This is a genomic window from Streptomyces sp. NPDC052682, from assembly GCF_040678435.1.
Lineage (GTDB): Bacteria > Actinomycetota > Actinomycetes > Streptomycetales > Streptomycetaceae > Streptomyces.
Genome location: NZ_JBFATS010000008.1, coordinates 318,938 through 342,873, shown reverse-complemented (window position 1 = coordinate 342,873; position 23,936 = coordinate 318,938). Strand labels below are relative to the sequence as shown.

At 72.1% G+C, this 23,936-nt stretch carries 19 protein-coding genes and 2 tRNA genes; 10 read left to right on the top strand and 11 right to left on the bottom strand.

Going from position 1 to position 23,936, the window contains the following annotated elements:
* Positions 1–149 precede the first annotated feature (149 nt).
* Together AB0K80_RS15625 and AB0K80_RS15620 are read left to right on the top strand one after the other, a co-directional pair.
* Entirely contained in the window at positions 150–509 is a 360-nt protein-coding gene (locus tag AB0K80_RS15625) for a metalloregulator ArsR/SmtB family transcription factor (RefSeq protein WP_365669676.1), read from the top strand.
* A 195-nt stretch (positions 510–704) separates the two neighbouring features.
* Positions 705–3,704 (top strand): glycine--tRNA ligase, encoded by a 3,000-nt coding sequence (locus AB0K80_RS15620; RefSeq protein ID WP_365669674.1) that lies wholly within the window; start codon positions 705–707, stop codon positions 3,702–3,704.
* Between the two features lie 228 nt (positions 3,705–3,932).
* Here AB0K80_RS15620 and AB0K80_RS15615 read toward each other — a convergent pair whose 3' ends face one another.
* Positions 3,933–4,415 (bottom strand): MarR family transcriptional regulator, encoded by a 483-nt coding sequence (locus AB0K80_RS15615; RefSeq protein WP_365669672.1) that lies wholly within the window; start codon positions 4,413–4,415, stop codon positions 3,933–3,935.
* A 157-nt stretch (positions 4,416–4,572) separates the two neighbouring features.
* Between AB0K80_RS15615 and AB0K80_RS15610 the strand changes: the two genes are divergently transcribed.
* From AB0K80_RS15610 to AB0K80_RS15590, 5 genes are all read left to right on the top strand, one after another.
* The gene (locus AB0K80_RS15610; protein ID WP_365669670.1) at positions 4,573–5,733 is read left to right on the top strand and encodes a PP2C family protein-serine/threonine phosphatase; all 1,161 of its coding nucleotides are present in this window, start codon (positions 4,573–4,575) and stop codon (positions 5,731–5,733) included.
* Positions 5,734–5,874: 141 nt separating this feature from the next.
* Positions 5,875–6,777 carry an STAS domain-containing protein gene (locus AB0K80_RS15605; RefSeq protein ID WP_365669728.1) on the top strand — a complete coding sequence of 301 codons (903 nt, stop codon included), beginning with the start codon at positions 5,875–5,877 and terminating at the stop codon, positions 6,775–6,777.
* 90 nt (positions 6,778–6,867) lie between these two features.
* Positions 6,868–7,317, top strand: coding sequence for an ATP-binding protein (locus AB0K80_RS15600; RefSeq protein ID WP_365669668.1), 450 nt, complete (start codon positions 6,868–6,870; stop codon positions 7,315–7,317).
* A gap of 160 nt (positions 7,318–7,477) precedes the next feature.
* Positions 7,478–9,292, top strand: coding sequence for a GAF domain-containing SpoIIE family protein phosphatase (locus tag AB0K80_RS15595; RefSeq protein ID WP_365669666.1), 1,815 nt, complete (start codon positions 7,478–7,480; stop codon positions 9,290–9,292).
* A gap of 32 nt (positions 9,293–9,324) precedes the next feature.
* Entirely contained in the window at positions 9,325–10,512 is a 1,188-nt protein-coding gene (locus AB0K80_RS15590) for a PP2C family protein-serine/threonine phosphatase (RefSeq protein ID WP_365669664.1), read from the top strand.
* On the opposite strand, the gene AB0K80_RS15585 is transcribed toward AB0K80_RS15590, so the two are convergent.
* Together AB0K80_RS15585 and AB0K80_RS15580 are read right to left on the bottom strand one after the other, a co-directional pair.
* Positions 10,509–11,018 carry a MarR family winged helix-turn-helix transcriptional regulator gene (locus AB0K80_RS15585; protein ID WP_365669662.1) on the bottom strand — a complete coding sequence of 170 codons (510 nt, stop codon included), beginning with the start codon at positions 11,016–11,018 and terminating at the stop codon, positions 10,509–10,511. The genes AB0K80_RS15590 and AB0K80_RS15585 overlap by 4 nt on opposite strands.
* 193 nt (positions 11,019–11,211) lie before the next feature.
* A tRNA-Ala gene (locus AB0K80_RS15580) sits at positions 11,212–11,284 on the bottom strand.
* A gap of 186 nt (positions 11,285–11,470) precedes the next feature.
* Between AB0K80_RS15580 and AB0K80_RS15575 the strand changes: the two genes are divergently transcribed.
* Complete coding sequence (locus AB0K80_RS15575) at positions 11,471–12,019, top strand: DNA-binding protein (RefSeq protein WP_187823929.1); 549 nt, start codon at positions 11,471–11,473, stop codon at positions 12,017–12,019.
* Positions 12,020–12,101: 82 nt separating this feature from the next.
* Positions 12,102–13,463, top strand: a complete 1,362-nt coding sequence (locus tag AB0K80_RS15570) for a serine/threonine-protein kinase (RefSeq protein WP_365669660.1) — start codon at positions 12,102–12,104, stop codon at positions 13,461–13,463.
* Positions 13,464–13,498: 35 nt separating this feature from the next.
* Here the strand turns inward: AB0K80_RS15570 and AB0K80_RS15565 are convergent, their stop codons facing one another.
* Positions 13,499–14,764, bottom strand: coding sequence for a hypothetical protein (locus tag AB0K80_RS15565; RefSeq protein WP_365669657.1), 1,266 nt, complete (start codon positions 14,762–14,764; stop codon positions 13,499–13,501).
* A 189-nt stretch (positions 14,765–14,953) separates the two neighbouring features.
* Positions 14,954–15,082, bottom strand: a complete 129-nt coding sequence (locus AB0K80_RS15560) for a DLW-39 family protein (RefSeq protein ID WP_003999697.1) — start codon at positions 15,080–15,082, stop codon at positions 14,954–14,956.
* 339 nt (positions 15,083–15,421) lie between these two features.
* On the opposite strand from AB0K80_RS15560, the gene AB0K80_RS15555 reads away from it, so the two are divergent.
* The gene (locus tag AB0K80_RS15555) at positions 15,422–15,769 is read left to right on the top strand and encodes a DUF6344 domain-containing protein (RefSeq protein WP_365669654.1); all 348 of its coding nucleotides are present in this window, start codon (positions 15,422–15,424) and stop codon (positions 15,767–15,769) included.
* A 261-nt stretch (positions 15,770–16,030) separates the two neighbouring features.
* On the opposite strand, the gene AB0K80_RS15550 is transcribed toward AB0K80_RS15555, so the two are convergent.
* The 6 genes from AB0K80_RS15550 to recF form a co-directional block, all read right to left on the bottom strand.
* Positions 16,031–16,104 (bottom strand) — tRNA-Ile (locus AB0K80_RS15550).
* Between the two features lie 88 nt (positions 16,105–16,192).
* A complete protein-coding gene (locus AB0K80_RS15545; RefSeq protein WP_365669651.1) occupies positions 16,193–17,023 on the bottom strand; it encodes a DUF3566 domain-containing protein in 831 nt (276 codons plus the stop codon).
* Positions 17,024–17,041: 18 nt separating this feature from the next.
* Positions 17,042–19,633, bottom strand: coding sequence for a DNA gyrase subunit A (gyrA, locus tag AB0K80_RS15540; RefSeq protein ID WP_365669649.1), 2,592 nt, complete (start codon positions 19,631–19,633; stop codon positions 17,042–17,044).
* A gap of 42 nt (positions 19,634–19,675) precedes the next feature.
* Positions 19,676–21,736: a DNA topoisomerase (ATP-hydrolyzing) subunit B gene (gene gyrB, locus AB0K80_RS15535; RefSeq protein WP_365669647.1), complete on the bottom strand. Its 2,061-nt coding sequence runs from the start codon at positions 21,734–21,736 to the stop codon at positions 19,676–19,678.
* A gap of 469 nt (positions 21,737–22,205) precedes the next feature.
* A complete protein-coding gene (locus AB0K80_RS15530; RefSeq protein ID WP_365669645.1) occupies positions 22,206–22,811 on the bottom strand; it encodes a DciA family protein in 606 nt (201 codons plus the stop codon).
* Positions 22,808–23,929: a DNA replication/repair protein RecF gene (gene recF / locus AB0K80_RS15525; protein ID WP_365669643.1), complete on the bottom strand. Its 1,122-nt coding sequence runs from the start codon at positions 23,927–23,929 to the stop codon at positions 22,808–22,810. Before recF ends, AB0K80_RS15530 begins: the two co-directional genes overlap by 4 nt.
* Between the last annotated feature and the right edge of the window lie 7 nt (positions 23,930–23,936).

Here is a 23,936-nt window from a genome sequence, read left to right as displayed (position 1 = left end):
TGAGGTCTCCCGCCCCGCCGTGGTGTTCCCGGCCTCGTGGTGATGTTTCACGTGAAACGCTCGCGGCCCGCGGACGGACCCGGCCGGCACGCATCGCCTATCCTCGATGGATCAGACCCGGCCCTGCGTACGCCCCGGAAGGCCAGCCCATGACGACCCAGGACAGGCCGGCGACCGACGACCTCACGCCGCTGCTCGACCCGCTCAAGGCGCTCGCCAACCCCGTACGGCTCCAGGTGCTCCAGTGGCTGCGGGAGCCGGAGGAGCACTTCCCCGTCGACCCGGCCGTCACCGACCCGCGGGCCGTGGGGGTCTGCGTGAGCCACATCCAGGCCAAGACCGGCCTGGCCCAGTCCACCGTCTCCGCGTACATGGCCACGCTGGAACGCGCGGGCCTGGTGCGCTCCACTCGCGTCGGCAAGTGGACCCACTACCGCCGTGACGAGGAGCGCATCAGCCGGCTGCTCGCGGACCTGGGCCAGGGCGTCGGCGGCGTCGGCACCCCCTGACCAGCCGCCCGGGGTGGCCGCGGGCACGGCCCGGGCGAACGGGCGCGGCGGCCCAAAGAGCCGCAGGTCAGGGGCGGTTGGCCGTATGACATCATGACCACCCCTCAAGGGCCCCGGTCCACGCGGCGGCTTCCGGGCGGCGCCCGGATCCGTGACCACCCTGCCGAACCGACTCGGGAAACAGGCGATTCCACCATGAAGAACGGTCAGACGGCGTTGACCATGCAGGACGCGATCCTCACCCTGCAGAGGTACTGGAGCGACAACGGCTGCATGATCACGCAGCCGCTGAACACGGAGGTGGGCGCCGGTACGGGCAACCCGTCCACGGCCCTGCGGGTGCTCGGCCCCGAGCCCTGGAGCGTGGCGTACGTGGAGCCGAGCGTACGGCCGGACGACTCGCGCTACGGCGAGAACCCCAACCGGCTCCAGACCCACACGCAGTTCCAGGTGATCCTCAAGCCCGACCCGGGCAACCCGCAGGAGCTGTACCTGGGCAGCCTGCGGGCCCTGGGCATCGACCTGCGCGCGCACGACGTGCGGTTCGTGGAGGACAACTGGGCCTCCCCCGCGCTCGGGGCCTGGGGCCTGGGGTGGGAGGTGTGGCTGGACGGCATGGAGATCACCCAGTTCACCTACTTCCAGCAGGTGGGCGGGGTCACGCTGGCCCCGGTGTCGGTGGAGATCACCTACGGCCTGGAGCGCATCCTGATGAACCTTCAGGGCGTCTCCCACTTCAAGGACATCGCGTACGCGCCGGGCATCACCTACGGCGAGGTGTTCGGGCAGAACGAGTACGAGATGAGCCGCTACTACCTCGACGACGCCGACATCCCCACCCAGCACCGGCTCTTCGAGGCGTACGCGGCCGAGGCGCGGCGCATGCTGGACCTGGAGCTGCCGGTGCCGGCCTACACCTATGTGCTCAAGTGCAGCCACACCTTCAACGTGCTCGACGCGCGCGGCGCGATCAGCACCACGGAGCGCGCCAAGGCGTTCTCCCTGATGCGCGGCCTCACCCACGAGTCGGCCCAGCTGTGGGCGCGGCGCCGAGCCGCCCTGGAGCACCCGCTGGGGGTCGTGCCGGCGCCCGCCCCGGCCGTGCGGGCCGCGCTGCCGGCGGTGTCCGGTCCCGAGACCCTGCTGTTCGAGATCGGTGTCGAGGAGCTGCCGTACGCCGAGGTGCAAGCCACCGCCGAGGCGGTGCACGAGGCGATCTCGGCCAAGCTGGCCGCCACCCGGCTGAAGCACGGGCGGATCAGCGCCATGGCCACACCGCGCCGCGTGGTGGTCATCGTCGAGGCCGTGCAGCCGCGTGAGCCGGACACCGAGCGGACCGTGCGCGGGCCCAAGGTCGCCGCCGCCTATCGGGACGGCGCGCCCACCCCGGCCCTGCTGGGCTTCGCCCGCAGCCAGGGCGTCGACCCGGGGGACGTGCGGGTGGTCGACGTCGGCGGGGTCGACTACGTCGCCGTCAACCGGGACGAGCCGGGCCGCACGGCGCCCGAGGTGCTCAGCGACCTGCTGGCCGAGGTGGTGTCCGGGCTGCGTTCCGCCCGGAACATGCGCTGGAGCGACCCGGCGCTGTCGTTCTCCCGCCCGGTGCGCTGGCTGCTGGCCCTGCTCGGCCGTACCCCGCTGCCCGTGGCCGTCTCGGCGCTCGCCTCGGGCACCACCACGCGGGTGCACCGCACCGCCCCGGACCCGGTCGTGGAGGTGACGTCCGCCGAGGGGTACGCGCACTTCCTGCGGATGCACGGTGTCCTGCTGGACCGCGAGGCCCGGCGTGCCGCGGTGGTCAGCGGCGCCCGGGAGGCCGCGGCCGAGGCCGGCGGGTATGTCGACGTGGCCGGCGAGGCCGGGCTGATCGACGAGATCACCGACATCGTGGAGTACCCGCACCCGGTGCGCGGGTCCTTCGACGAGCGCTACCTCGACCTGCCCGCCAGCGTGCTGACCACGGTGATGCGCAAGCACCAGCGCTATCTGCCGGTGCTGGACCGCACCGGCCGCCTCATGCCGCACTTCGTGACCTTCGCCAACGGCGTGTGCGACGAGGAGGTGGTGCGGGCGGGCAACGAGGCGGTGCTGCGGGCGCGGTACGAGGACGCCGCGTTCTTCTGGCGGGCCGATTTGAAGGTGTCACCCGAGGAGTTCCGCGGGCGCCTGGACAAGCTGACCTTCGAGGACCGGCTCGGCACGGTGGCCGACCGGGCGGACCGGATCGCCGCCCTCGCCCTGGACCTGGCCGCGCGCGCCGGGTTCGCCGAGGAGACGGCCGCCACCGTGCACCGCGCCGGACGGCTGGCCAAGTTCGACCTCGCCTCGCAGATGGTGATCGAGTTCTCCGGCCTGGCCGGGGTGATGGCCGAGGAGTACGCGCGCCGCGCCGGTGAACCGGCCGAAGTGGCCCGTGCCCTGGCCGAAATGGAGCTGCCGCGGTCGGCCGGCGGCGAGCTGCCCGCCGGTGAGGCGGGGGCCGTCCTCTCGCTCGCCGACCGGTTCGACCTGGTGACGGGCATGTTCGTGATCGGCGCCGTCCCGACCGGGAGCTCCGACCCGTACGGGGTGCGCCGGGCCGCCATCGGCCTGCTCAACGTGTTGCGCAGCGTGTCCGCGGTGGCCGGGGTGCGGGTCGGCGACGGGCTGCGCGCGGCGGCCGAACGCTATGCGGCCCAGGGGATCGAGGTGCCCGCGGAGCGGCTCACCGAGGCCGCCGAGCTCATCACGCGCCGCTATGAGCAGCAGCTCACGGACGCGGGACACGAGCACCGTCTCGTCCAGGCGGTCCTGGTGCACTCCGACCGCCCCGCCCTGGGCGACCGGACGCTGGCCACGCTGGAGCGTCATGCCGGCACGGAGGCGTTCGAGGCCCTGACCGCCGCGCTGCAGCGGGTGGTGCGCATCCTGCCCGGCGACAGCCCTGAGGGCCCGGCGGACCGGTCCGTGCTGACCGCACCCGCCGAGATGCGTCTGGCCGAGGCCGCCGAGAGCGTCCGCGAGGCCCTGCACGACCGCGAGGACGACCTGGCCGCGCTGATCGAGGTGTCCGCCCCGCTGGTCGCCGCGATCAACACCTTCTTCGACGAGGTCCTGGTGATGGACCCCGACCCCGCGGTCCGCGCGGCCCGCCTGGCCCTGCTGGCCGACGTGGCCGGTCTGGCCCGCCCCGCGCTGGACTGGAGCGCGCTGTAACAAGGCCCGCCCGTACGGCCCGGGGGGCGGTGTGCGAGATGTTCCCCACAGCCACCTCGGGTCGCGGGCGAGGCGGGGTACCCGGTGGGGCAGGACACAGGGGACGGACCGAAGGAGACAGCAGACGACCATGACGCGACGGGTGTGACAGTTGCCGTTTGACAACAATAGCCGTGAGGCAACAAAGTAGCCGTGCTCGGACGTGCACGGGGAAGGAACTGGAATGGTTCAGGCGCTCCGGCTTCCGGATTCCTCGGCGTCGTCGTGTATCTGGGCCGCCGCCACGGCGCAGAACGCTTCCAGGCCGTGCAGCAGCGCCGTGCGCTGCGCCGCGGGCATCCGGTCGAGTACCGCCTGGAGGGCCCTCTCCCTGCGTGCCCGCAGATCGTCGAGGAAGGCGCGGCCCCGGCTGCTGAGGTACAGACGTACCTCGCGCCTGTCGGCCGGGCTGACCTCGCGCTCGACGAAGCCCGCGGCCTGGAGCCGGTCGCACAGCCGGCTGGTCGAGGGCGGCGTGGAGGCGAGGGCGTCGGCGAGCGTGCGCAGGTTGATGCCCTCATGGTGCTCCAGGATGAGCAGCACGCGCAGCTGGGAAGCGGAGGCGGGCGCCGTGGAGGCCCGGCCCCACAGGACTTCCAGCAGCTCCGCGGCCGTGGCGGTCACGCGTGCGACCTCGTTCGGCTCTCGGGGGCGGAAGTCAGTCACAGTCACACTCTCGCAGGCACGGGGAAGGCTGACAGCGTACTAGCCCGACCCGTTGTCCACCGATGACCCAGATGACGTCGAGGACCGGACCGACCGCGCCGGACGGCTTCGTCGTGGTTCGAGGCGTGCCATCGTCCGGCAGAAGATTGGTGTATCGACCATAGTGAACAGATTTGTGGCCGCTGAGCGCGCCCTGCGCACAGCGGCGCCCCACGAGTTGCTCCAGGCCGTCCGCGACGTGCTCGGCAAGCAGTACGAGGCGGACTCCGTCGAGCTCTTCATGGCCGACTACGGCCTCACCGTTCTCCAGCCGGTGTCCGTACTGCCGCACACCCTGGAGCCCGTGTCGGTGCACAACAGCCCGGCCGGCCGGGCGTTCGGCTCCCAAGAGCCCTTCATGGAACCGGCCGACGAGGGCCGGGTCCGCCTCCACCTGCCGGTCACGGTGCGCGGTGACCGGCTCGGTGTGCTGACGGTGACCCTGCCGGGAGCCGACCACGCCGAGGCCTGCCGTACCGAGCTGGCGGACATCGCCGAAGTGCTCGGGCACGAGGTGGTCGTCGCCGAGCGGGACACCGACCTGTATCTGCAGGCACGGCGCAAGGACCGGCTGACCCTGGCCGCCGAGATGCAGTGGCAGCTGTTGCCCGGCCGCTCCTGTGCCCGCCCGGAGTACGAACTGGGCGCCCAGCTGGAGCCCGCGTACGCCATCTTCGGCGACAACTTCGACTGGTCCGCCACGGCCGACCACCTCATGCTCTACGTCACCAACGGCATGGGCGAAGGCATAGAGGCCTCCCTGCTGACCAACCTCGCCATCAACGCCCTGCGCAACGCCCGGCGGGCCGGCATCCCCATCGCCGACCAGGCCGCCCTGGCCGACCAGGCCGTGTACGCCCACTACCGGGGCCGCAGTTACCTGTCGATGCTGATGTTCGACTTCGAACTGGCCACCGGACGCACCTGGGTGGTCGACGCCGGCTCGCCCCAGATGCTGCGCATGCGCAACGGCACGGTCGAGCGGATCACCTTCGAGGCCCAGCTGCCGCTCGGGATGTTCGAGGAGACCGACTACGTGGCGCAGGAGTTTCACGTGAAACCAGGAGACCGCCTGGTCTTCGTCAGCGACGGGGTGTACGCGGTCGCCTCCCCCAAGGGGGAGCCCTACGGGGATGCCGCCCTGGAGCGGGCGATCCAGGCCACCCGGCTCCTGCCCGCCGCTGAGGTGCCCCGCGCCATCCTGCGCGAGCTGACCGGCCACCGTGGCCAGTCCGTCCCGGACGACGACGCCCTGGTGGTGTGCCTGGACTGGCGCGGGCGGTGACCGGGCAGGCCCGCACGGCGCCCGCCCGGTGACAAGCGTGTGTTGTTTGCGCCATCCCCCCGAGGCTAATGTTTGTCGTACGGCAATAATCGGCTGAACGTCTGCCGCCCGGTGGGCGCCGCGGCCGGCATGAGGGAGACGATGCGGGTGTCGGAGCAGGACGCGGGCGTCGAGTCGGCGGCACGGCAGGTCGGGGAGTTCCTCCGGCGCAGGCAGGAACAGATCGCCCAGCGCTGGGCCGACGCCGATCTCTTCCGTACCGTCTTCACCGTCTCCCGGGACGAGGCCGTCGAGGCCTGCAAGGCCGTGCTGGACGCCCTGGCCACGGTCGCGGACTCCGGCCGGCTGGAGGACGTGACGGCACCCGGGTTCGACCCGGTGCGTGAGCAACTTCGGCGCATGGCCTCCTCCCGCGGCCGCTCCGGGTCCACCCCCGCCCGGGTCGCCGGTGAGGTCGCCGCCCTGCGTGAGCCGTCCGTGGCCCTGCTGCGCGCCGAGTTCCCCGACCCGGCCGGTGAGCAGGCGCAGGAGTGTGTGCTGGCGCTCACCGTACTGATGGGCACCCTGCGCGTGGTGGTGATGGAGACGACGCTCACCGCCGGCCAGGAGCTCGTCGAACGGCAGCGCCTGCAGATGCTGGAGGTCTCCACCCCGGTGATCAAGCTGTGGGACGGCATCGTGGCCGTACCGCTGATCGGCACGCTGGACAGCGCCCGCAGCCAGGTCGTCATGGAGGGCCTGCTCGAGGCCGTCGTCGCCGAGCGCGCCCGGTACGCCATCCTCGACATCACCGGCGTGCCCACCGTCGACTCGCTGGTGGCCCAGCACCTGATGAAGACGGTGGCCGCGGCGCGGCTGATGGGTGCCGAGTGTGTCGTCTCGGGCATCCGTCCCGCGATCGCGCAGACCATCGTCCACCTCGGCATCGACCTGGGGACCGTCGTCACCCGAGCCTCGCTGGCGGACGCCCTGGCGTACGCGCTGGCCCGGCAGGACGTCGCGGTCGCCGCGTCAGGCCCACCGGTCGGTGTGAGCCTGCCGTGACCGCTCCGGGGCGGGGCCCCACCTCCCAGGTGCCGGTGGCGGCCCTGGGGGAGACACTCCTGGTCCGCCCCCGAGCCTGGAGGAGGGCGCGTGACGCAGGCCTCCCCTGACGCCGTCACCACGAGACTGCCGATCGGCTCGGACGCGGATCTGGGCTGGGTCCGGCAGCAGGTGCGGCAGGCGGCAGCCGAGCTGGGCTTCGGGCTGGTGCAGCAGACCAAACTGGTCACCGCGGTCAGCGAACTGGCCCGCAACACGCTCGTGCACGGAGGCGGCGGCCAGGTCGAGATGACGCGCCTGCACCACGGGGCCGTGACCGGGCTGCGCCTGGCCTTCACCGACACCGGTCCCGGCATCCGCGACATCGAGCAGGCCATGACGGATGGCTACACCACCGGCGGCGGCCTGGGGATGGGACTGAGCGGCGCCAGACGCCTGGTCCAGGAGTTCGCCGTCGACAGCAGCCCCGGCCAGGGCACCACCGTCACCGTCGTCGCCTGGGCCACCGGCCTGCCGCAGAACGGCAGGGACGCCCTGTGAGCCGGGTCCGGGAGAGCGACGGGCTCCCCGCCCGGCGGACACCGCCGCAGGACACCGGACGCCGTGCCGTCTCCCACCGAGGCCGCGACCGCCGCGGTGGCGCCACCTGCCGCACCCGCACCGGCCACCGCACCGGCCCCCGCCATCGGACAGGCGCCCGATGAACACCGCCCATGGCACCTGGACGATCGCCTCGGCCGCCGAAGCAGCCCAGGCCCGCACCGCCGCCGCCCGTCTCACCGCCACCGCGGGGGCGTCCCCGGCCGGGCGCGCCCGTTTCCTGACCGCCGTCACCGGCCGGCTGCGGCAGTGCCTCGCCCAGGGCGGCGCCTGGGACCTGCGCCTGAGCGCCCACCACACGGGCACCGGCGCGGACGGGCACATCGAGGTCACGGTCCGCGAGGCCGGCCGGTCCCCGGGCGGCCGCCCGCCCTGGCGGCTCACCCTCGCCTGTCCCGACCCCGTACGCACGGACAGCCCCGGCCCCGAACCGGCACAGGGCCCCGCCCCCGTACGGGCAGACGCCCCCGACCCCACCGGCCTCGACGGCACGGACATGGCCGAGGCCCTGCTGGCCGCCGACGAGGACACCGCCGAGCTCCTGGACCGGCTGGACGCCCAGGAAGGCCTGGTCCGTTTCCACCGTGACGAACTGCACCAGACCAACCAGGGCGTCCTGGCGCTGCACGCCGAACTGGACGCGGCGGCCCTGGCCCAGCGCGATCTGCTGACCGCCGAGCGGGCCGCACGCGCGGCGGCGGACAACGCGCGGCGCCTGCTGACGTTCCTGGCCGATGCCAGCGATGCCGTCACCGCCTCGCTCGACCCCGAGGACATCCTGCGCCGGCTGCCCGGGCTGCTCGTTCCCCGTTACGCGCGCCGCGCCGACCTCTGGCTGTTCGACGACGACCCCGCACCGCACCACGGCCACCGCCCGGCCGCCGCGGTGGTCGCCGCCCGTACCGGCCGTCCCCAGCACGCCGCCCCGCACGCCGGCGACCTGCCCGGCGTCGACGACCTGCCGCCCTCCGCCCTGACCCCCGCCGCCCCCCTGCTGTGCGTTCCGCTCCTCGGTCCCCGCCCGCTGGGCGTGCTCATCCTGACCTCACCCGGCCCGCGGTTCGACCCGGACGAGGCCGTCATGCTGGTGGAACTGGCCCGCCGTACCGGCATCGCCCTGGACAACGCCCGCCGCTACGCCCAGCAGCGGGACACCGCCGAAGCCCTCCAGCGCGCCCAGCTCACCGACCTGCCCACCACCCCGCAACTGCGGCTCGCCGCCCGGTACCTGCCCGCCACCCGCGGCCTGAACATCGGCGGCGACTGGTACGACGCCTTCCCCCAGCCCGACGGCAGCCTGCTGGCCGTCATAGGGGACGTCACCGGGCACGGACTGCGGGCGGCCGTCATGATGGGCCAGCTGCGCACCGCCCTGCGCGCCTACGCCGTCGAGGGCGACAGCCCGGCCGGCATCCTCACCCGGCTGCACCGGCTGCTCCGCCACCAGCAACCCGACGTCTACGCCACCGCCGTCCTGGCCCGCTTCCGCCCGGGCGACCCCACCGTCGTCTGGGCCGCCGCCGGGCACCCGCCCGCCGTCACCCGCACCCCCGACGGCACCGTCCGCGTCCTGGACACCAAGCCCGGCATCATGCTGGGCGTCCCCCTGCCCCACGTGTACCAGGACCACCGCGTCCGCCTGGCGCCCGGCTCGACGCTGCTCCTCTACACCGACGGGCTGGTCGAACGCCGCGACCAGGGCATCGACGCCGGCGTCGGCCGGCTCACCCGGGCGATGGCCGCGCTGAGCCCCACCGAGCTCGAGCAGGACCTGGACGCGGCGGCCGAGTCGCTGCTCACACCGATGCTCCACGACTCCGGCCGGGAGGACGACGTCTGCCTGCTGCTGTGCCGCACGTCCCCCGACCGCCCCTCGTCGCCCGGTACGCCCCACCGCGGGGCCGAACCGGGATAGCGTGGAGACCACCAGCGGAGAGGGCGGACGCCATGCACACCTCTGAACCGGCCGCGTCCGCGGAGAGCCTGCTGCGGGCCGCCCCGGCCCACGCACTGGTCGCCACCGCGGGCCGCCTGCTGGCCGACCGCGTCGGCGCCGAGGAGATCACCCTGCTGCTGGCGGACTACGGGCTGACCGTCCTCCAGCCCGTCACCCACCTGCCGCACACCGGCGCGCCGGTGCCCGCTCACGAGGGCCCGGCCGGACAGGCCTTCGTCACCCAGGCACCCGTCGTGGAGGTCACCCGCGACCCGGCCGGCGAGGTGGTCCACCTGCCCATCACCGTCCGCGGCGACCGGCTGGGCGTGCTCTGCGTACGCCTGCCCGCCCGCGCCGCGGATCCCGCCACGGTGCTCCGGCTCGGCGACTTCGCCACCGCCCTCGGCCACGAGGTCGCCACCGCGGGCCGGGACACCGACCTGTACCACCAGGCCCGCCGCACCCGCCGCCTCACCCTCGCGGCGGAGATGCAGTGGCAGCTCCTCCCGGGCCACGGCTGCGCCCGCCAGGAGTACCTCATCGGCGCCCACCTGGAACCCGCCTACGCCATCGGCGGCGACAACTTCGACTGGTCCGCCGGCGCCGACCACCTCACCCTCACCGTCACCGACGGCATGGGCCAGGGCATCGACGCCTCGCTGCTGACCAGCCTCGCCGTCGGCGCCCTGCGCAACGCCCGCCGGGCCGGCATCGGCCTGGCCGACCAGGCCTGCCTCGCCGACCAGGCGGTCTACGCCCAGTACGGCGGCAGGGTGTACGCCTCGACGCTGCTGCTGCGCTTCGCGCTGGACACCGGCACCGTGCACGCCGTCGACGCCGGCTCGCCCCAGCTGTTCCGCCGGCGCGGCACGACGATCGAGCGGATCGAGCTGGAGGCCCAGTTCCCGCTCGGCATGTTCGAGGAGACCCCGTACCGGGAGCAGACCTTCCAGGTCGAACCCGGTGACCGGCTGATCGCGGTCAGCACCGGCGTGCACGGCGCACGCGCGGCGGACGGCGGCCTGTTCGGGGAGCGCGCCCTGCGGCAGACGCTCGGCGCCGCCGGCCTGGCGCCCCCGCACGAGGCCGCACGCTCCGTCGTGGCCGGTCTCATCGAGCACTTCGGCAGCAGGGACCTCACCGCGGACGCCGCCGTGGTCTGCCTCGACTGGACAGGGCGGCCGGCGAAGGCGAATTAGTGGGGACCGGCGTCCGAGGGCCTGCTGCGCGGCCCGGCGTCCAGAGCCGCGAGGAACGCCTTCATCCCCCGGCTCAGCGCCGTCCGCTCCTCGGGCCCCATCGCGGCCAGCGTCGCGGCCAGGGCCTGCGCCCGGCGTGCGGCCACGTCCTTGAGCACGTTGCGGCCGTGCGTGGTCAGGCTCAGCCGCACCTCGCGGCGTTTGTGGGGGTGCAGTGCCCGCTCCAGCAGCCCGGCCGCCTCCAGCCGGTCGCACAGCCGGCTGGCGGTGGGCAGCCCTATGTCCAGGTTCTCCGCCAGCGCCGTGAGATTGAGCTCCCGCGCCGCCTCCACGGCGCGCAGCGCCCGCAACTGGTGCGGGGACAACCGCAGCGCGGCCTCCTGGGCCGCCAGCGACCACAGGTCGGCCAGGCTCTCCACGGCATCGGCGAGCTCCCGCGCGATGGCTTCGGGGTCATCGCCCGGTCCCTGCGCGTCGTCGTCGCCGGGGCCGGCGAGGTGGGTCACGGGCGCGTCTCTCTCAGTCGGCTCCGGGCAGTACGGGTGTCCCGCTCATTCAATCGCTGTACCCGATGAGCCGCACCGCAAGCCGTGGCACGGTCCCTCCGGCCCCCCGCCCCGCGTCGGCCCGGCTCCGGCCCGCGCAACGCGAGAGCCCCTCCGCCGTGCGTCGTCCGCAGGTCGGAGGGGCTCTGAGAGGTGGAGCCTAGGGGAGTCGAACCCCTGACATCTGCCATGCAAAGACAGCGCTCTACCAACTGAGCTAAGGCCCCGGAAGGAAACGCCCGCCCGGAGGAACCACGTCCCCCGGCGGCCGCCGGAGACCAGAATACCGGGTCACCCCCGAGATTCCGCAAAAAGATTGGGGGTCCCGGTGAACGACCACTCTCCGTAAGATGCTCGGACGTGGTTCGCTACAGCGAACCACCGTTTTTTGGGGAAGCGATGGGGAGACGCTCATGGACGCCGCACAGCAGGAAGCCACCGCAAGAGCGCGGGAGCTGCAGCGGAACTGGTACGGGGAGCCGTTGGGGGCGCTCTTCCGTAGGCTCATCGACGATCTCGGTCTCAACCAGGCGCGTCTGGCGGGGGTACTGGGGCTGTCCGCGCCGATGCTGTCGCAGCTGATGAGCGGGCAGCGGGCGAAGATCGGCAACCCGGCCGTGGTGCAGCGGGTGCAGCTGCTGCAGGACCTCGCCGCGCAGGTGGCGGACGGCAGTGTCAGCGCCGCCGAGGCCACCGAGCGCATGGAGGAGATCAAGAAGTCGCAGGGGGGCTCGGTGCTCAACAACACCACGCAGACGACGAGCAGTTCGGGCGCGCCCACGGTCAAGCGGGTGGTCCGGGAGATCCAGTCGCTGCTGCGCTCGGTGGCGGCCGCGGGCGACATCATCGAGGCGGCGGACACGCTCGCCCCGACCCACCCGGAACTGGCGGAGTTCCTCCGGGTGTACGGCGCCGGCCGCACCTCCGACGCGGTCGCGCACTACCAGTCGCACCAGAGCTGATCCCACCGCCCGGCGGCCGAAGGGGGTTCGGCGGCCGGGCAACAGCCAGGGGCGACCACAGGGGGAGGAGCGACGCGCAGCCATGGGTGAGGTGTTCGCCGGCCGGTACGAACTGGCCGACCCGATCGGACGCGGCGGCGTCGGCGCCGTCTGGCGTGCCTGGGACCACCGCCGGCGCCGCTACGTGGCCGCCAAGGTCCTGCTCCAGCGCGACGCCCACTCGCTGCTGCGCTTCGTACGCGAACAGGCCCTGCGCATCGACCACCCCCATGTGCTCGCGCCCACCAGCTGGGCCGCGGACGACGACAAGGTCCTGTTCACCATGGACCTCGTCACCGGCGGTTCGCTGGTCCACCTGGTCGGGGACTACGGCCCCCTGCCGCCGGTCTTCGTCTGCACGCTGCTCGACCAGCTGCTGTCCGGGCTGGCCGCGGTGCACGCCGAGGGCGTGGTGCACCGCGACGTCAAACCCGCCAACGTGCTGCTGGAAGCCACCGGTACGGGGCGGCCGAAGCTGCGGCTGGGCGACTTCGGCATCGCGATGCGGCTGGGCGAGCCCCGCCTGACGGAGACCAACCTCGTGGTGGGGACGCCGGGTTACCTCGCGCCCGAGCAACTGCTGGGCGCGGAACCGGACTTCCCCGCCGACCTGTTCGCGGTGGGCCTGGTCGCGCTGTACCTGCTGGAGGGCGCCAAGCCGGACAGCAAGGCACTCGTGCAGTACTTCGCCGAGCACGGGACGCCCGGGGCGCCCAAGGGCGTTCCCGAACCGCTGTGGCAGGTGGTGGCCACGCTGCTCCAGCCGGATCCGCAGGCGCGCTTCCGTACGGCCACGGGGGCGCGCAAGGCCCTCGCGGCGGCCGCGGAACTCCTCCCGGAACCCGGCCCCGACGACGAGCTGATCGAGATCTTCGACCAACTCGGCCCGCTTCCCCCGGGCTTCGGCCCGCACGGCCCGCTGCAACGGGCCTCGGGCCTGGACGCGAGACGCGCCTCGGCCTCCTCGTCCGGCGACGGCACCGCTTCGGCGTCGACAGGTTCCGCCACGGACGCCGTACCACCCGTCCCGCAACGGCAGCCGACGCACACCCCGTCCGCCGCCCCGCCGCTCCCCGCGATGTCGGACACCGGCAGCTTCCACCTGCCGCCCCCTCAGCCCCCGAGTACCGTCACCCCCTCCGTACAGTCGCACACGCCGCCGCCCCCGCCGCCGTACCCCGCGCGGCCCCTGCTCCCGGCCCCGCAGCAGCGCGCCGACGCCTCCACCGCTTCCTACACCGCCCAGGCGCCGCCGGTGCCGCCTCCCGCGCCGCCCACGGCGCGGCACCGGGGCGGCCGGCGGCGCCGTCGCCGTACCGGCCCTCCGGCCAAGGTCGCGATCCCGGTCCTGGTGCTGGCCCTCGTCTGCTACGCCGTGGGCTTCTGGGCCCTCACCCGGATCTGAGGCCCGTCGGCAGCCCTACGGCCCGGCGCCGCGCCCTACGGCGAGACCCCGGCCCTCCGGCGGGCCACCACCGTCCACACCCCGAGCCCGGCCAGCAGTACGGTCCCGGTGCCGATCCCGCCCACGGCGACCGCCGTCATCACCGAGTCGCCGCCGGCGGACGCGCTGGCGCCCGCCGCCTCGGCCCGGTCCTGTGCGCTGACCTGGAAGACGCCCGACGGCACCGGCTCCCCCGCGTACTCGGGCCCCGCCTGCCCCGCGCCGCTGACCCGCACGCGCAGCGTCAGCGCGACCGGCTCGTCCCCGAAGGTGTCGGCCACCTTCCGCGCCAGGTGCGCGACGAGGTAGTACGACCCGGCGAACCGCATCGCCTTGATCCGCCGGGCGGCGGCGTAGCGGTTGGCGTACGCGACCGGCGGCAGGGCGGCCAGGCTGCCCGCCTTCTGACCGCCGTCGTAGGAGACGCCCACGTCCTGGACCACACCGCGGGCGGGGTTGTGCAGCGCCAGGTCCAGGGCGTGGACGAGGTACCCCCGGCGGGCGGTGCCGGAGCCGCTCAGCTCGGCGGTCACGGACAGCCGCTGGCCCCAGTCGACCGGCACCTTGTAGAAGAGGGTCCGGCCGGGCCGTATGTCGTCCCGCCACACGCCCTCGCCCAGGACGGTGGCCCGGGAGAACCCGGTGCCGCCCGGGCGGTGGACGGCCTCGCCTGTGGGGGGCGGCGGCGAGGCGGAGTCTCCCGCCGTCGGCGCGCTCGTCGCGCCGGCCTCGCGCAGGCCCGGCTCGGACACGACGGCGAGTTCCAGGTCCCAGGGCTCCGTCGCCCCACCCCCGGCCGCCCGGCCGGCGCGCTCGACGGACACGTAGTACGTACCGGCCGCACGGCACAGCGACCGTGTCGGGGAGATCTCCCGCATGCCCCACGCCGTGAGCGGACGCGGGCTGCCCGGTGCGCCGAAGGTGACGGTGTCGAGGGAGCAGGAGCGGCCGTCGCCGTCCGCCACGGAGATCCGGAGGCCGTCGGCGGAGGAGACCGTACTGCCGGGGGAGGGTACGGCAGTGGCGGAGACGTACGCGTTCGAGGTGCCGTCGAGTTCCAGGCGGTAGAAGACCTCGCCCTCGCCCGGGAGCGAGCTGCGGTAGGCAGCGCCGGGTGTCAGCGGCACGGCTTGCGCGGTGCCGCGCGCGCCCTCGATCCGCCGGGCGTCCTCGGCGAAGGCGTACCGGCTCGTCCCGTCCGCCGCCCGCGCCGGGCCGGCGTACGCCGGCAGGGCCGCCGTCGTGCCCAGGACGAGTGCCACCACCCCGAGGCGCACGGACGGGCGTGCGACCGCAGCCGGAAAACCCCGCCCCAGGCTCGCGCGTCCCCGCGCCGCAGACCGCTGTCTCCTCACGCGCCCCCCTCGTCACCGTCCCGAACGCGGAACCCTCACGCACGAAACCCCGACCGCGAGGGCGGCCGGGGTCTGCTCAGAATCGGTTGTCGGTACTCACGAACCCGTGGGCACGGAGTCAGTCGCCTCCGTCCACAGATCCTGCTCGGCGCGATCCGCCTGGATCTGGCGGTACACGAGGAGTCCGCCGATGGCGGCCAGTGCGACCAGGAGAAGCTTCTTCACCGCGCGACCTCGTCTTTCCTTGACGTAGGGGACCTCTGGCGCCCGACTATACACACCGATCGATATCGATCGGTGACCTGCGTCGGGGGCCAACTCCCGTCCCGGTTACCGCGATAGAAGCGGAGTACACCGCTCCGATCGGAGGGTGATCACACCCTGACCGACGGTGACTTTCGTCCCCATCCCTCCCTATCTCTCTCTTTTTCTTCCCTCTTGCACCCATCCGGGTGGTGTTCATCTGAACATCGCCGCGCCACGGGCGTCGGTCCACCACTTCGCGGCCCTCATACACATCATGAGGAAAGTACGCAAATCGCCCAACCCGAAAGTGAGGGGCACATGGCCCGCACCAAGGTCATGAAGCTGTGGACCGCCATCGTCACCGCCTTCCTCGCGCTGTGCACGGCGCTCGGACTCATCACCACGAACGCCTCCGCGGCCGTACCGCAGAGCGCACCGACCCGCAACAGCGAGCTGACGACTCCGGCGACGTCCCCCCGGTCCTCCGGTTCCGGCGCCCGGGCCCTGCCCCCCACGATGAAACAGCGCATCCTCGCCGAGGCCCACGGTACGTCCCCCCGCTGCCGGCACCGCCTCCTCGCGGACACCGCCGGCGACACGACCGCACCGGCCGCCCCCGACGAGCCGGAGTCCCCGGCGCCACCGCTCGCCCGCCTCCAGCGCTGACCACCCGGGCCGCACCGGCCCCTCCACCCGATTCCCCCGTCCATCCGGCGAACCGCGTACAGCACCCCGCCTGACAGGCCCGGCAGCTCACCCGAGCAGCCGGGCCTTCGCCGTAGGCACCCACTGCTCCAGCCGCCCCGCTGGTCTCACCAGTGGACACCAAGACCCCCCGGCCCTACTGCCATGGACGTCCACGCCGGCTGCTGTCAGCCGTAGATGTCAAAGACCCCCAGGCTTAGCCGCCTGGGGGTCTTCTCGCTGTGGGGCTAACAGGATTTGAACCTGTGGCCTCATCCTTATCAGGGATGCGCTCTAACCAACTGAGCTATAGCCCCGCCGCGCTCTGCGGTGTGTGTCCCGCGCGCTGACTCCTGAAGACTAGCGCACGACCTGCGCAGTCCCAAAATCGGTAGTCGGTGGCCGTTACTCGTCCTCCGCGAGCGTCAGCTCGACGCCGCCCACGAAGCCCGCCGACAGGTTGTAGATGAACGCGCCGAGGGTCGCCAGGGCCGTCGCGAGGACGACGTCGATGACCGCGATGATCGACGTGAAGAGCAGGACGTTGGGCAGGGACAGGAACGCCTGGAGGTCGAAACCGTTCGACTCGTTGGACCCGGTCGCCTCGGAGATCGTGCCGCCGACGGTGGAGAACACGCCCATCGCGTCCATGACCATCCACAGCACCGCCGCGGCCACGATCGTGCAGATGCCCAGCGCGATCGAGAGCAGGAAGCTGACCTTCATCACCGACCACGGGTCGGCCTTCGCCACCCGCAGGCGCGCCTTGCGCACCCGCGGCGTGGTGCGCGCCCCGGTGCGCGGGCGGCGTGCGGTACCGGCCGGGCCGCCCTCGGACGGATAGGCCTGCGGCGGGTGGTAAGGCCCGGCGGGCTGCTGCGGATGCCGTTCCCCCGGCAACGGGGAGACCGTCTCCGGCGCGGGCGCCGGCTGCGCGCCCGGCGCGGCCGGGCCCGCGCCGGCGGTGGGCTGCTGGGTGCGCGGGCCTCGGGTGTCCGTCACAGTTCCCCCCTGGGATCCATGAGGCTCGGCGGGAGCCTCGGAAGAGGGCGAGTCCTTCGCGGGCGACTTGATCGCCTTCAGCTGGGTCGTCTGCGGGTCCGTCACCTGCGCGTCGGTCGTACGCGCATCAGCCGTACGCCCGTCAGCCGCTCGCGCGGCGGAGCCACGGCCGCCGCCGTCCGTCTCCGTACCTCTGGAGGTACCGGTCGATCCGGCGCCCGTGGCTCCGCTCACGCTGACTCACTCCTCGTGCTACTCGGCCGAGGGCGCCTCACCCTCGTCCGTGCCGGTGCTCGCGGCACCCTCGGCGGTCTCCTCGACGGCCACGTCGCCGTCGACCTCCTCCGCCTCGCGTCCCGCCTCGGCGTTGCGAGCGATGCCGACCACGGCATCGCGCTTGCCCAGATTGATCAGTTGGACGCCCATGGTGTCACGGCCCGTCTCCCTGATCTCGTTGACCCGCGTACGGATCACACCACCGGACAGTGTGATGGCGAGGATCTCGTCGGTCTCCTCGACCACCAGCGCGCCGACGAGCGAACCGCGGTCCTCGACGATCTTGGCGGCCTTGATGCCGAGGCCGCCGCGTCCCTGGACGCGGTACTCGTCGACGGCGGTCCGCTTCGCGTACCCACCGTCGGTGGCAGTGAACACGAACGTACCGGGTCGAACAACATTCATCGAGAGCAGCTCGTCGCCCTCGCGGAAACTCATGCCCTTGACGCCCGAGGTGGCACGGCCCATGGGGCGCAGGGTTTCGTCCGAGGCGGTGAACCTGATCGACTGCGCCTTCTTGCTGATCAGAAGCAGATCGTCGTCGGACGAGACCAGTTCGGCTCCGATCAGCTCGTCGTCCGAACCGTCCTCCCGCTCGCGGAGGTTGATGGCGATCACACCGCCGGAGCGCGGCGAATCGTAATCCTTCAGAGGCGTCTTCTTCACCAATCCCGACTTGGTGGCCAGGACCAGGTAGGGCGCCGCCTCGTAGTCGCGGATCGCGAGGATCTCGGCGATCGCCTCGTCCGGCTGGAAGGCCAGCAGGTTCGCCACGTGCTGGCCGCGCGCGTCCCGGCCGGCCTCGGGCAGCTCGTAGCCCTTCACGCGGTAGACGCGGCCCTTGTTGGTGAAGAACAGCAGCCAGTGGTGGGTGGTGGACACGAAGAAGTGGTCGACGATGTCGTCTTCCTTCAGCTTCGCGCCGCGCACGCCCTTGCCGCCGCGCTTCTGGGCGCGGTAGTCGTCGGTCTTGGTGCGCTTGATGTAGCCGCCCCGGGTGACCGTGACGACGATGTCCTCCTCGGCGATCAGGTCCTCGATGGACATGTCGCCCTCGTACGGGATCAGCTTGGTCTTGCGGTCGTCGCCGTACTTCTCGACGATCGCGGCCAGTTCCTCGCTGACGATGCCGCGCTGGCGGGCCGGGGAGGCCAGGATCTCGTTGTACTCGTTGATCTTCGCCTGGAGCTCGTCGTGCTCCTGGACGATCTTCTGGCGCTCCAGGGCGGCCAGGCGCCGCAGCTGCATCTCGAGGATGGCGTTGGCCTGGATCTCGTCGATCTCCAGCAGGCTCATCAGGCCGCCGCGCGCGATCTCGACGGTGTCGCTGCGCCGGATCAGCGCGATGACCTCGTCGATGGCGTCCAGGGCCTTCAGCAGGCCGCGCAGGATGTGCGCGCGCTCCTCGGCCTTGCGCAGCCGGAAGCGGGTACGGCGGACGATGACCTCGATCTGGTGGTTCACCCAGTGCCGGATGAACGCGTCCAGGGAGAGCGTGCGCGGCACGCCGTCCACCAGCGCCAGCATGTTGGCGCCGAAGTTCGTCTGCAGGTCGGTGTGCTTGTACAGGTTGTTCAGGACGACCTTGGCGACCGCGTCCCGCTTGAGGACGATGACCAGGCGCTGGCCGGTCCGGGAGCTCGTCTCGTCCCGGACGTCGGCGATGCCGCCGATCTTGCCGTCCTTCACCAGGTCGGCGATCTTCTGGGCGAGGTTGTCCGGGTTGACCTGGTACGGAAGCTCCGTGACCACCAGGCACTGGCGGTTCTGGATCTCCTCGACCTCGACGACCGCGCGCATGGTGATGGAGCCGCGGCCGGTGCGGTACGCCTCCTCGATGCCCTTGCGGCCGACGACCAGCGCGCCGGTCGGGAAGTCGGGGCCCTTGATGCGCTCGATGAGCGCGTCGAGCAGCTCCTCGTGCGAGGCCTCGGGGTTCTGCAGGTACCACTGGGCGCCCTCGGCGACCTCGCGCAGGTTGTGCGGCGGGATGTTGGTCGCCATGCCGACCGCGATACCGGCCGAGCCGTTGATCAGCAGGTTCGGGAAGCGGGAGGGCAGGACGGTGGGCTCCTGGGAGCGGCCGTCGTAGTTGTCCGTGAAGTCGACGGTCTCCTCGTCGATGTCGCGGACCATCTCCATCGACAGCGGCGCCATCTTGCACTCGGTGTAGCGCATCGCCGCCGCCGGGTCGTTGCCCGGGGAGCCGAAGTTGCCGTTGGAGTCGACGAGCGGCATCCGCATCGCCCACGGCTGGGCCAGGCGGACCAGCGCGTCGTAGATCGAGCTGTCGCCGTGCGGGTGGTAGTTGCCCATGACGTCGCCGACCACGCGGGCGCACTTGTAGAAGCCGCGCTCGGGGCGGTAGCCGCCGTCGTACATGGCGTACAGCACGCGGCGGTGGACGGGCTTGAGGCCGTCCCGGACGTCCGGCAGCGCACGCGAGACGATGACGGACATCGCATAGTCGAGGTACGACCGCTGCATCTCCGTCTCGAGCCCGACGGGCTCGACGCGCAGGGTCTGGCCGGCCTCGTCAGGCGTCACGGGAGTGTTCTCGTCGGTCATTGCTGGTGAAGGTCCTTCCTGGTGCGGTCAGCTGAGACCGACTCAGATGTCGAGGAAGCGGACGTCCTTGGCGTTGCGCTGGATGAACGCGCGGCGGGCCTCGACGTCCTCGCCCATGAGCACCGAGAACAGGTCGTCGGCCTGGGCGGCGTCGTCGAGGGTGACCTGGCCGAGGACGCGGTGCTCCTGGTCCATGGTCGTGATGCGCAGCTCCTCGGCGTTCATCTCGCCGAGACCCTTGAAGCGCTGGACCGAGTCCTCGCGGATGCGCTTGCCGGCCTGGCGGCCCATCTCGATCAGGGCGTCGCGCTCACGGTCGGAGTAGGCGTACTCGAAGTCGTCCTTGCCCCACTTGATCTTGTACAGCGGCGGGCGGGACAGGTACACGTGCCCGGCCTCGACCAGCGGCCGCATGAAGCGGAACAGGAAGGTCAGCAGCAGGGTGTTGATGTGCTGGCCGTCCACATCGGCGTCCGCCATGAGGATGATCTTGTGGTAGCGCAGCTTCGAGATGTCGAAGTCCTCGTGCACGCCAGTGCCGAACGCGGAGATCATCGCCTGGATCTCCTGGTTCTGCAGGATACGGTCGATGCGCGCCTTCTCGACGTTGAGGATCTTGCCGCGGATCGGGAGGATCGCCTGGTACTGCGGGTTGCGGCCGGACTTGGCCGAGCCGCCGGCGGAGTCGCCCTCGACGATGAAGATCTCGCACTTGGCGGGGTCGTTGGACTGGCAGTCGGCCAGCTTGCCGGGCAGGGAGGCGGTCTCCAGCAGGCCCTTGCGGCGGGTCAGGTCGCGCGCCTTGCGGGCCGCCACGCGCGCGGTGGCGGCCTGGATGCCCTTGCGGACGATGTCCGCGGCCTCGTTCGGGTTGCGGTCCAGCCAGTCGGCCAGGTGTTCGTAGACGGCCTTCTGCACGAAGGTCTTCGCCTCGGTGTTGCCCAGCTTGGTCTTGGTCTGGCCCTCGAACTGCGGCTCGCTCAGCTTGACCGAGATGATCGCGGTCAGACCTTCGCGGATGTCGTCACCGGTGAGGTTGTCGTCCTTCTCGCGCAGCAGCTTCTTGTCGCGCGCGTACTTGTTGATCAGAGACGTCAGCGCGGCGCGGAAGCCCTCTTCGTGGGTGCCGCCCTCATGGGTGTGGATGATGTTCGCGAAGGAGTACACGCCCTCGCTGTAGCCGCTGTTCCACTGCATCGCGACCTCGAGGGACAGGCTCTTGTCCTTGTCCTCCGCCTCCAGGTCGATGACGGTGGGGTGCACGACCTCTCCCTTGCGGGAGTTGAGGTACTTCACGAAGTCGACGATGCCGCCCTCGTAGTAGTACGTGACGGTCTTCGCCTCGTCCTTCTCGTCGGCGCCCGCCTCGTCCGCACCGGCGGTCGCCTTCGCCGACTCGCGTTCGTCGGTGAGGCGGATCGTCAGGCCCTTGTTGAGGAACGCCATCTCCTGGAAACGCCGCGAGAGCGTCTCGAAGGAGTACTCCGTGGTCTCGAAGATGTCCGGGTCGGCCCAGAAGGTGACCGAGGTGCCGGTCTCCTCCGTCGCCTCGTGCTGCGCCAGCGGAGCCGTCGGGACGCCCATCTTGTAGTCCTGCGTCCAGCGGTACCCGTCGGTCTTGACCTCGACGGACACCTTGGTCGACAGGGCGTTCACGACGGACACGCCCACGCCGTGCAGACCGCCGGAGACCGCGTAACCGCCGCCGCCGAACTTGCCGCCCGCGTGCAGCACCGTCAGCACGACCTCGACGGCCGGCTTTCCCTCGGAGGGCACGATGCCCACGGGGATGCCTCGGCCGTTGTCGACGACGCGCACGCCGCCGTCGGCCAGGATCGTCACGTCGATGGTGTCCGCGTGGCCGGCGAGCGCCTCGTCGACGGAGTTGTCGACGACCTCGTACACGAGGTGGTGCAGTCCGCGCTCACCGGTCGAGCCGATGTACATACCGGGTCGCTTGCGGACCGCGTCCAGACCTTCGAGGACGGTAATGGCACTGGCGTCGTACGAGGCGGTGACCTCGCCGTTCGACGAGATCACCGCGCTGTCGGCGCCGGCGTCGGTGGACGGGATGTTCTCGTTGGGGTTGCCGGAATCGGCCACGAAGCGCCCTTTCTGGCACAGCACGAGCCGGGCTCCTGGAGGTGCCCCCTCGGGGAGGGGTGCCGGAGCGGCTTCGGCATGTTGCGTTGGTCAGCCTGATCAGCGTTGCTCAGCGTTACTCAGCTTTTCCCGGACGGTCCCCACGAGTGGGGCGGGATTGGCTTCCAGTCTACCGGTAGCACTGACATCGATGGGGGTTTGCCGGTACCTGAGTACGCATGTGCCGCCCTGAACCGCCCTCCGCCGACTCCCGATATGCGGATGGGGGCTCCAAGAGGCTCACGGAGCCACTCAGCGCTTCCGGCCGTCAACCCCTGGCTACTTGGGAGTCAGCTCCCGATTCGCACCCCTGTGCGGTGGTACGACGCAGCGGGCGCCGACGGCTCATGACCACCGTCGGCGCCCGCTGATGTGATGTCAGTCACGTGTTGTCCACAGCTGTGGATAAGCGTTCCGCAGCCCCTTCCGCTCACCCGTAGGTGTCGCCGGGCCCCCGGCTGCCGGGGGCGCGCAGCGGGCCGTACCGGGGAGCCGGGCCGCCCGGCCCGTTCACCTTGATCATCCGCACCGTGCCGTGGCCGAGGTCCTCGTTGAGACGGGCCACCAGGGTCGGCGCGAGCAGGCGCAGGTTCGTCGCCCAGGCCGTGGAGTCGCAGCGCACGCTCAGCACCCGCTCGTCCTCGTCGTACTTCTCCGGCACACAGTGTTTGGCCACGTCCTCGCCGACGATCTGCGGCCAGCGGCCCATCACCCCGCCCACCGCGGCCGGGGCCTCCCAGCCGCGCTCGGTGATCAGCCGGTTGATCGCGGCACCGAGCGCCATGGGGTCGCGGCGGTCGGCCCGCGCGCCCGAGCGCAGACCACCGCCGCGCCGCGCCTGCCTCTTCTGCTGCGCCGCGTCCCCACGCGCGCGTGCGGCCTCCTTCGCCGCGCGCAGCGCCACGCGCGCGAGGTCCACGCCGGAGGGCTCGGGGGCCTTCCCGGCGGCGGGGTTCTTTCCGGCGGCGGGGTTCTTCCCGGCGACGGGGTTCTTCCCGGCGGCGGTGGGGTTCTTCTTCGGCTCGCGTGTGGTCATACGCGCTCCACCGTCCCCCCGGACACCGCGTACCGCGCGCCCGACAGCACGTGCGGGACGTCGTCGTCGACCGCGGCGGTCACCAGAACCTGCTCGCCGGGCGCCACCAGCTCGGCCAGGCGCTCCCGGCGCCGGGTGTCGAGCTCGGCGAACACGTCGTCCAGCACGAGCACCGGCTCGTTGCCCTCCGCCCGCAGCAGGTCGTACGAGGCCAGGCGCAGCGCCAGCGCGTACGACCAGGACTCGCCGTGGGAGGCGTAGCCCTTGGCGGGCAGCTGGCCGAGCTTGAGCAGCAGGTCGTCCCGGTGGGGCCCCACCAGGGTGACGCCCCGCTCGATCTCCTGCTTGCGGGCGTCGGCGAGCGCGGCCGTCAGCTGCTCGAAGAGGTCCTCGCGCGTGTGCGCCTCGCCGGGCGCGGACGGCTTGTACTCCAGGGCGACCGGGCCCCCGCCGGGGGCCAGCTGTTCGTACGCCTTGTCGGCCAGCGGCTGGAGCGCCGCGATCAGGTCCAGGCGCTGGGCGAGCAGCTCGGCGCCCGCGCGGGCGAGGTGCTGGTCCCACACGTCCAGGGTGGACAAGTCCATGCCGCGTCCGCCGTGCCGCCGGGCCAGTGCGGCCGACTTCAGCAGCGTGTTGCGCTGCTTGAGGACCCGGTCGTAGTCGGAGCGGACCCCGGCCATGCGCGGCGAGCGGGCGGTGATCAGCTCGTCCAGGAAGCGCCGCCGCTCCCCGGGGTCGCCCTTGACCAGGGCGAGGTCCTCGGGGGCGAACAGCACCGTGCGGACGATGCCGAGGATGTCACGGGGTCTGACCTGCGAGGACCGGTTGATACGGGCCCGGTTGGCGCGGCCCGGGTTCAGCTCCAGCTCGATCAGCTGCTGCCGGTCGCCCTGCCGGACCTGGGCCCGGATGACCGCGCGGTCGGCGCCCATGCGGACCAGGGGAGCGTCGGAGGAGACCCGGTGGCTGCCGAGGGTGGCGAGGTAGCCGACCGCCTCGACCAGGTTCGTCTTGCCCTGTCCGTTGGGGCCGACGAAGGCCGTCACCCCCGGGTCGAGCGGGACCTCGGCCCGGGGATAGGAGCGGAAGTCGGCCAGCGACAGGTGCGTGACGTGCATGGTCGTT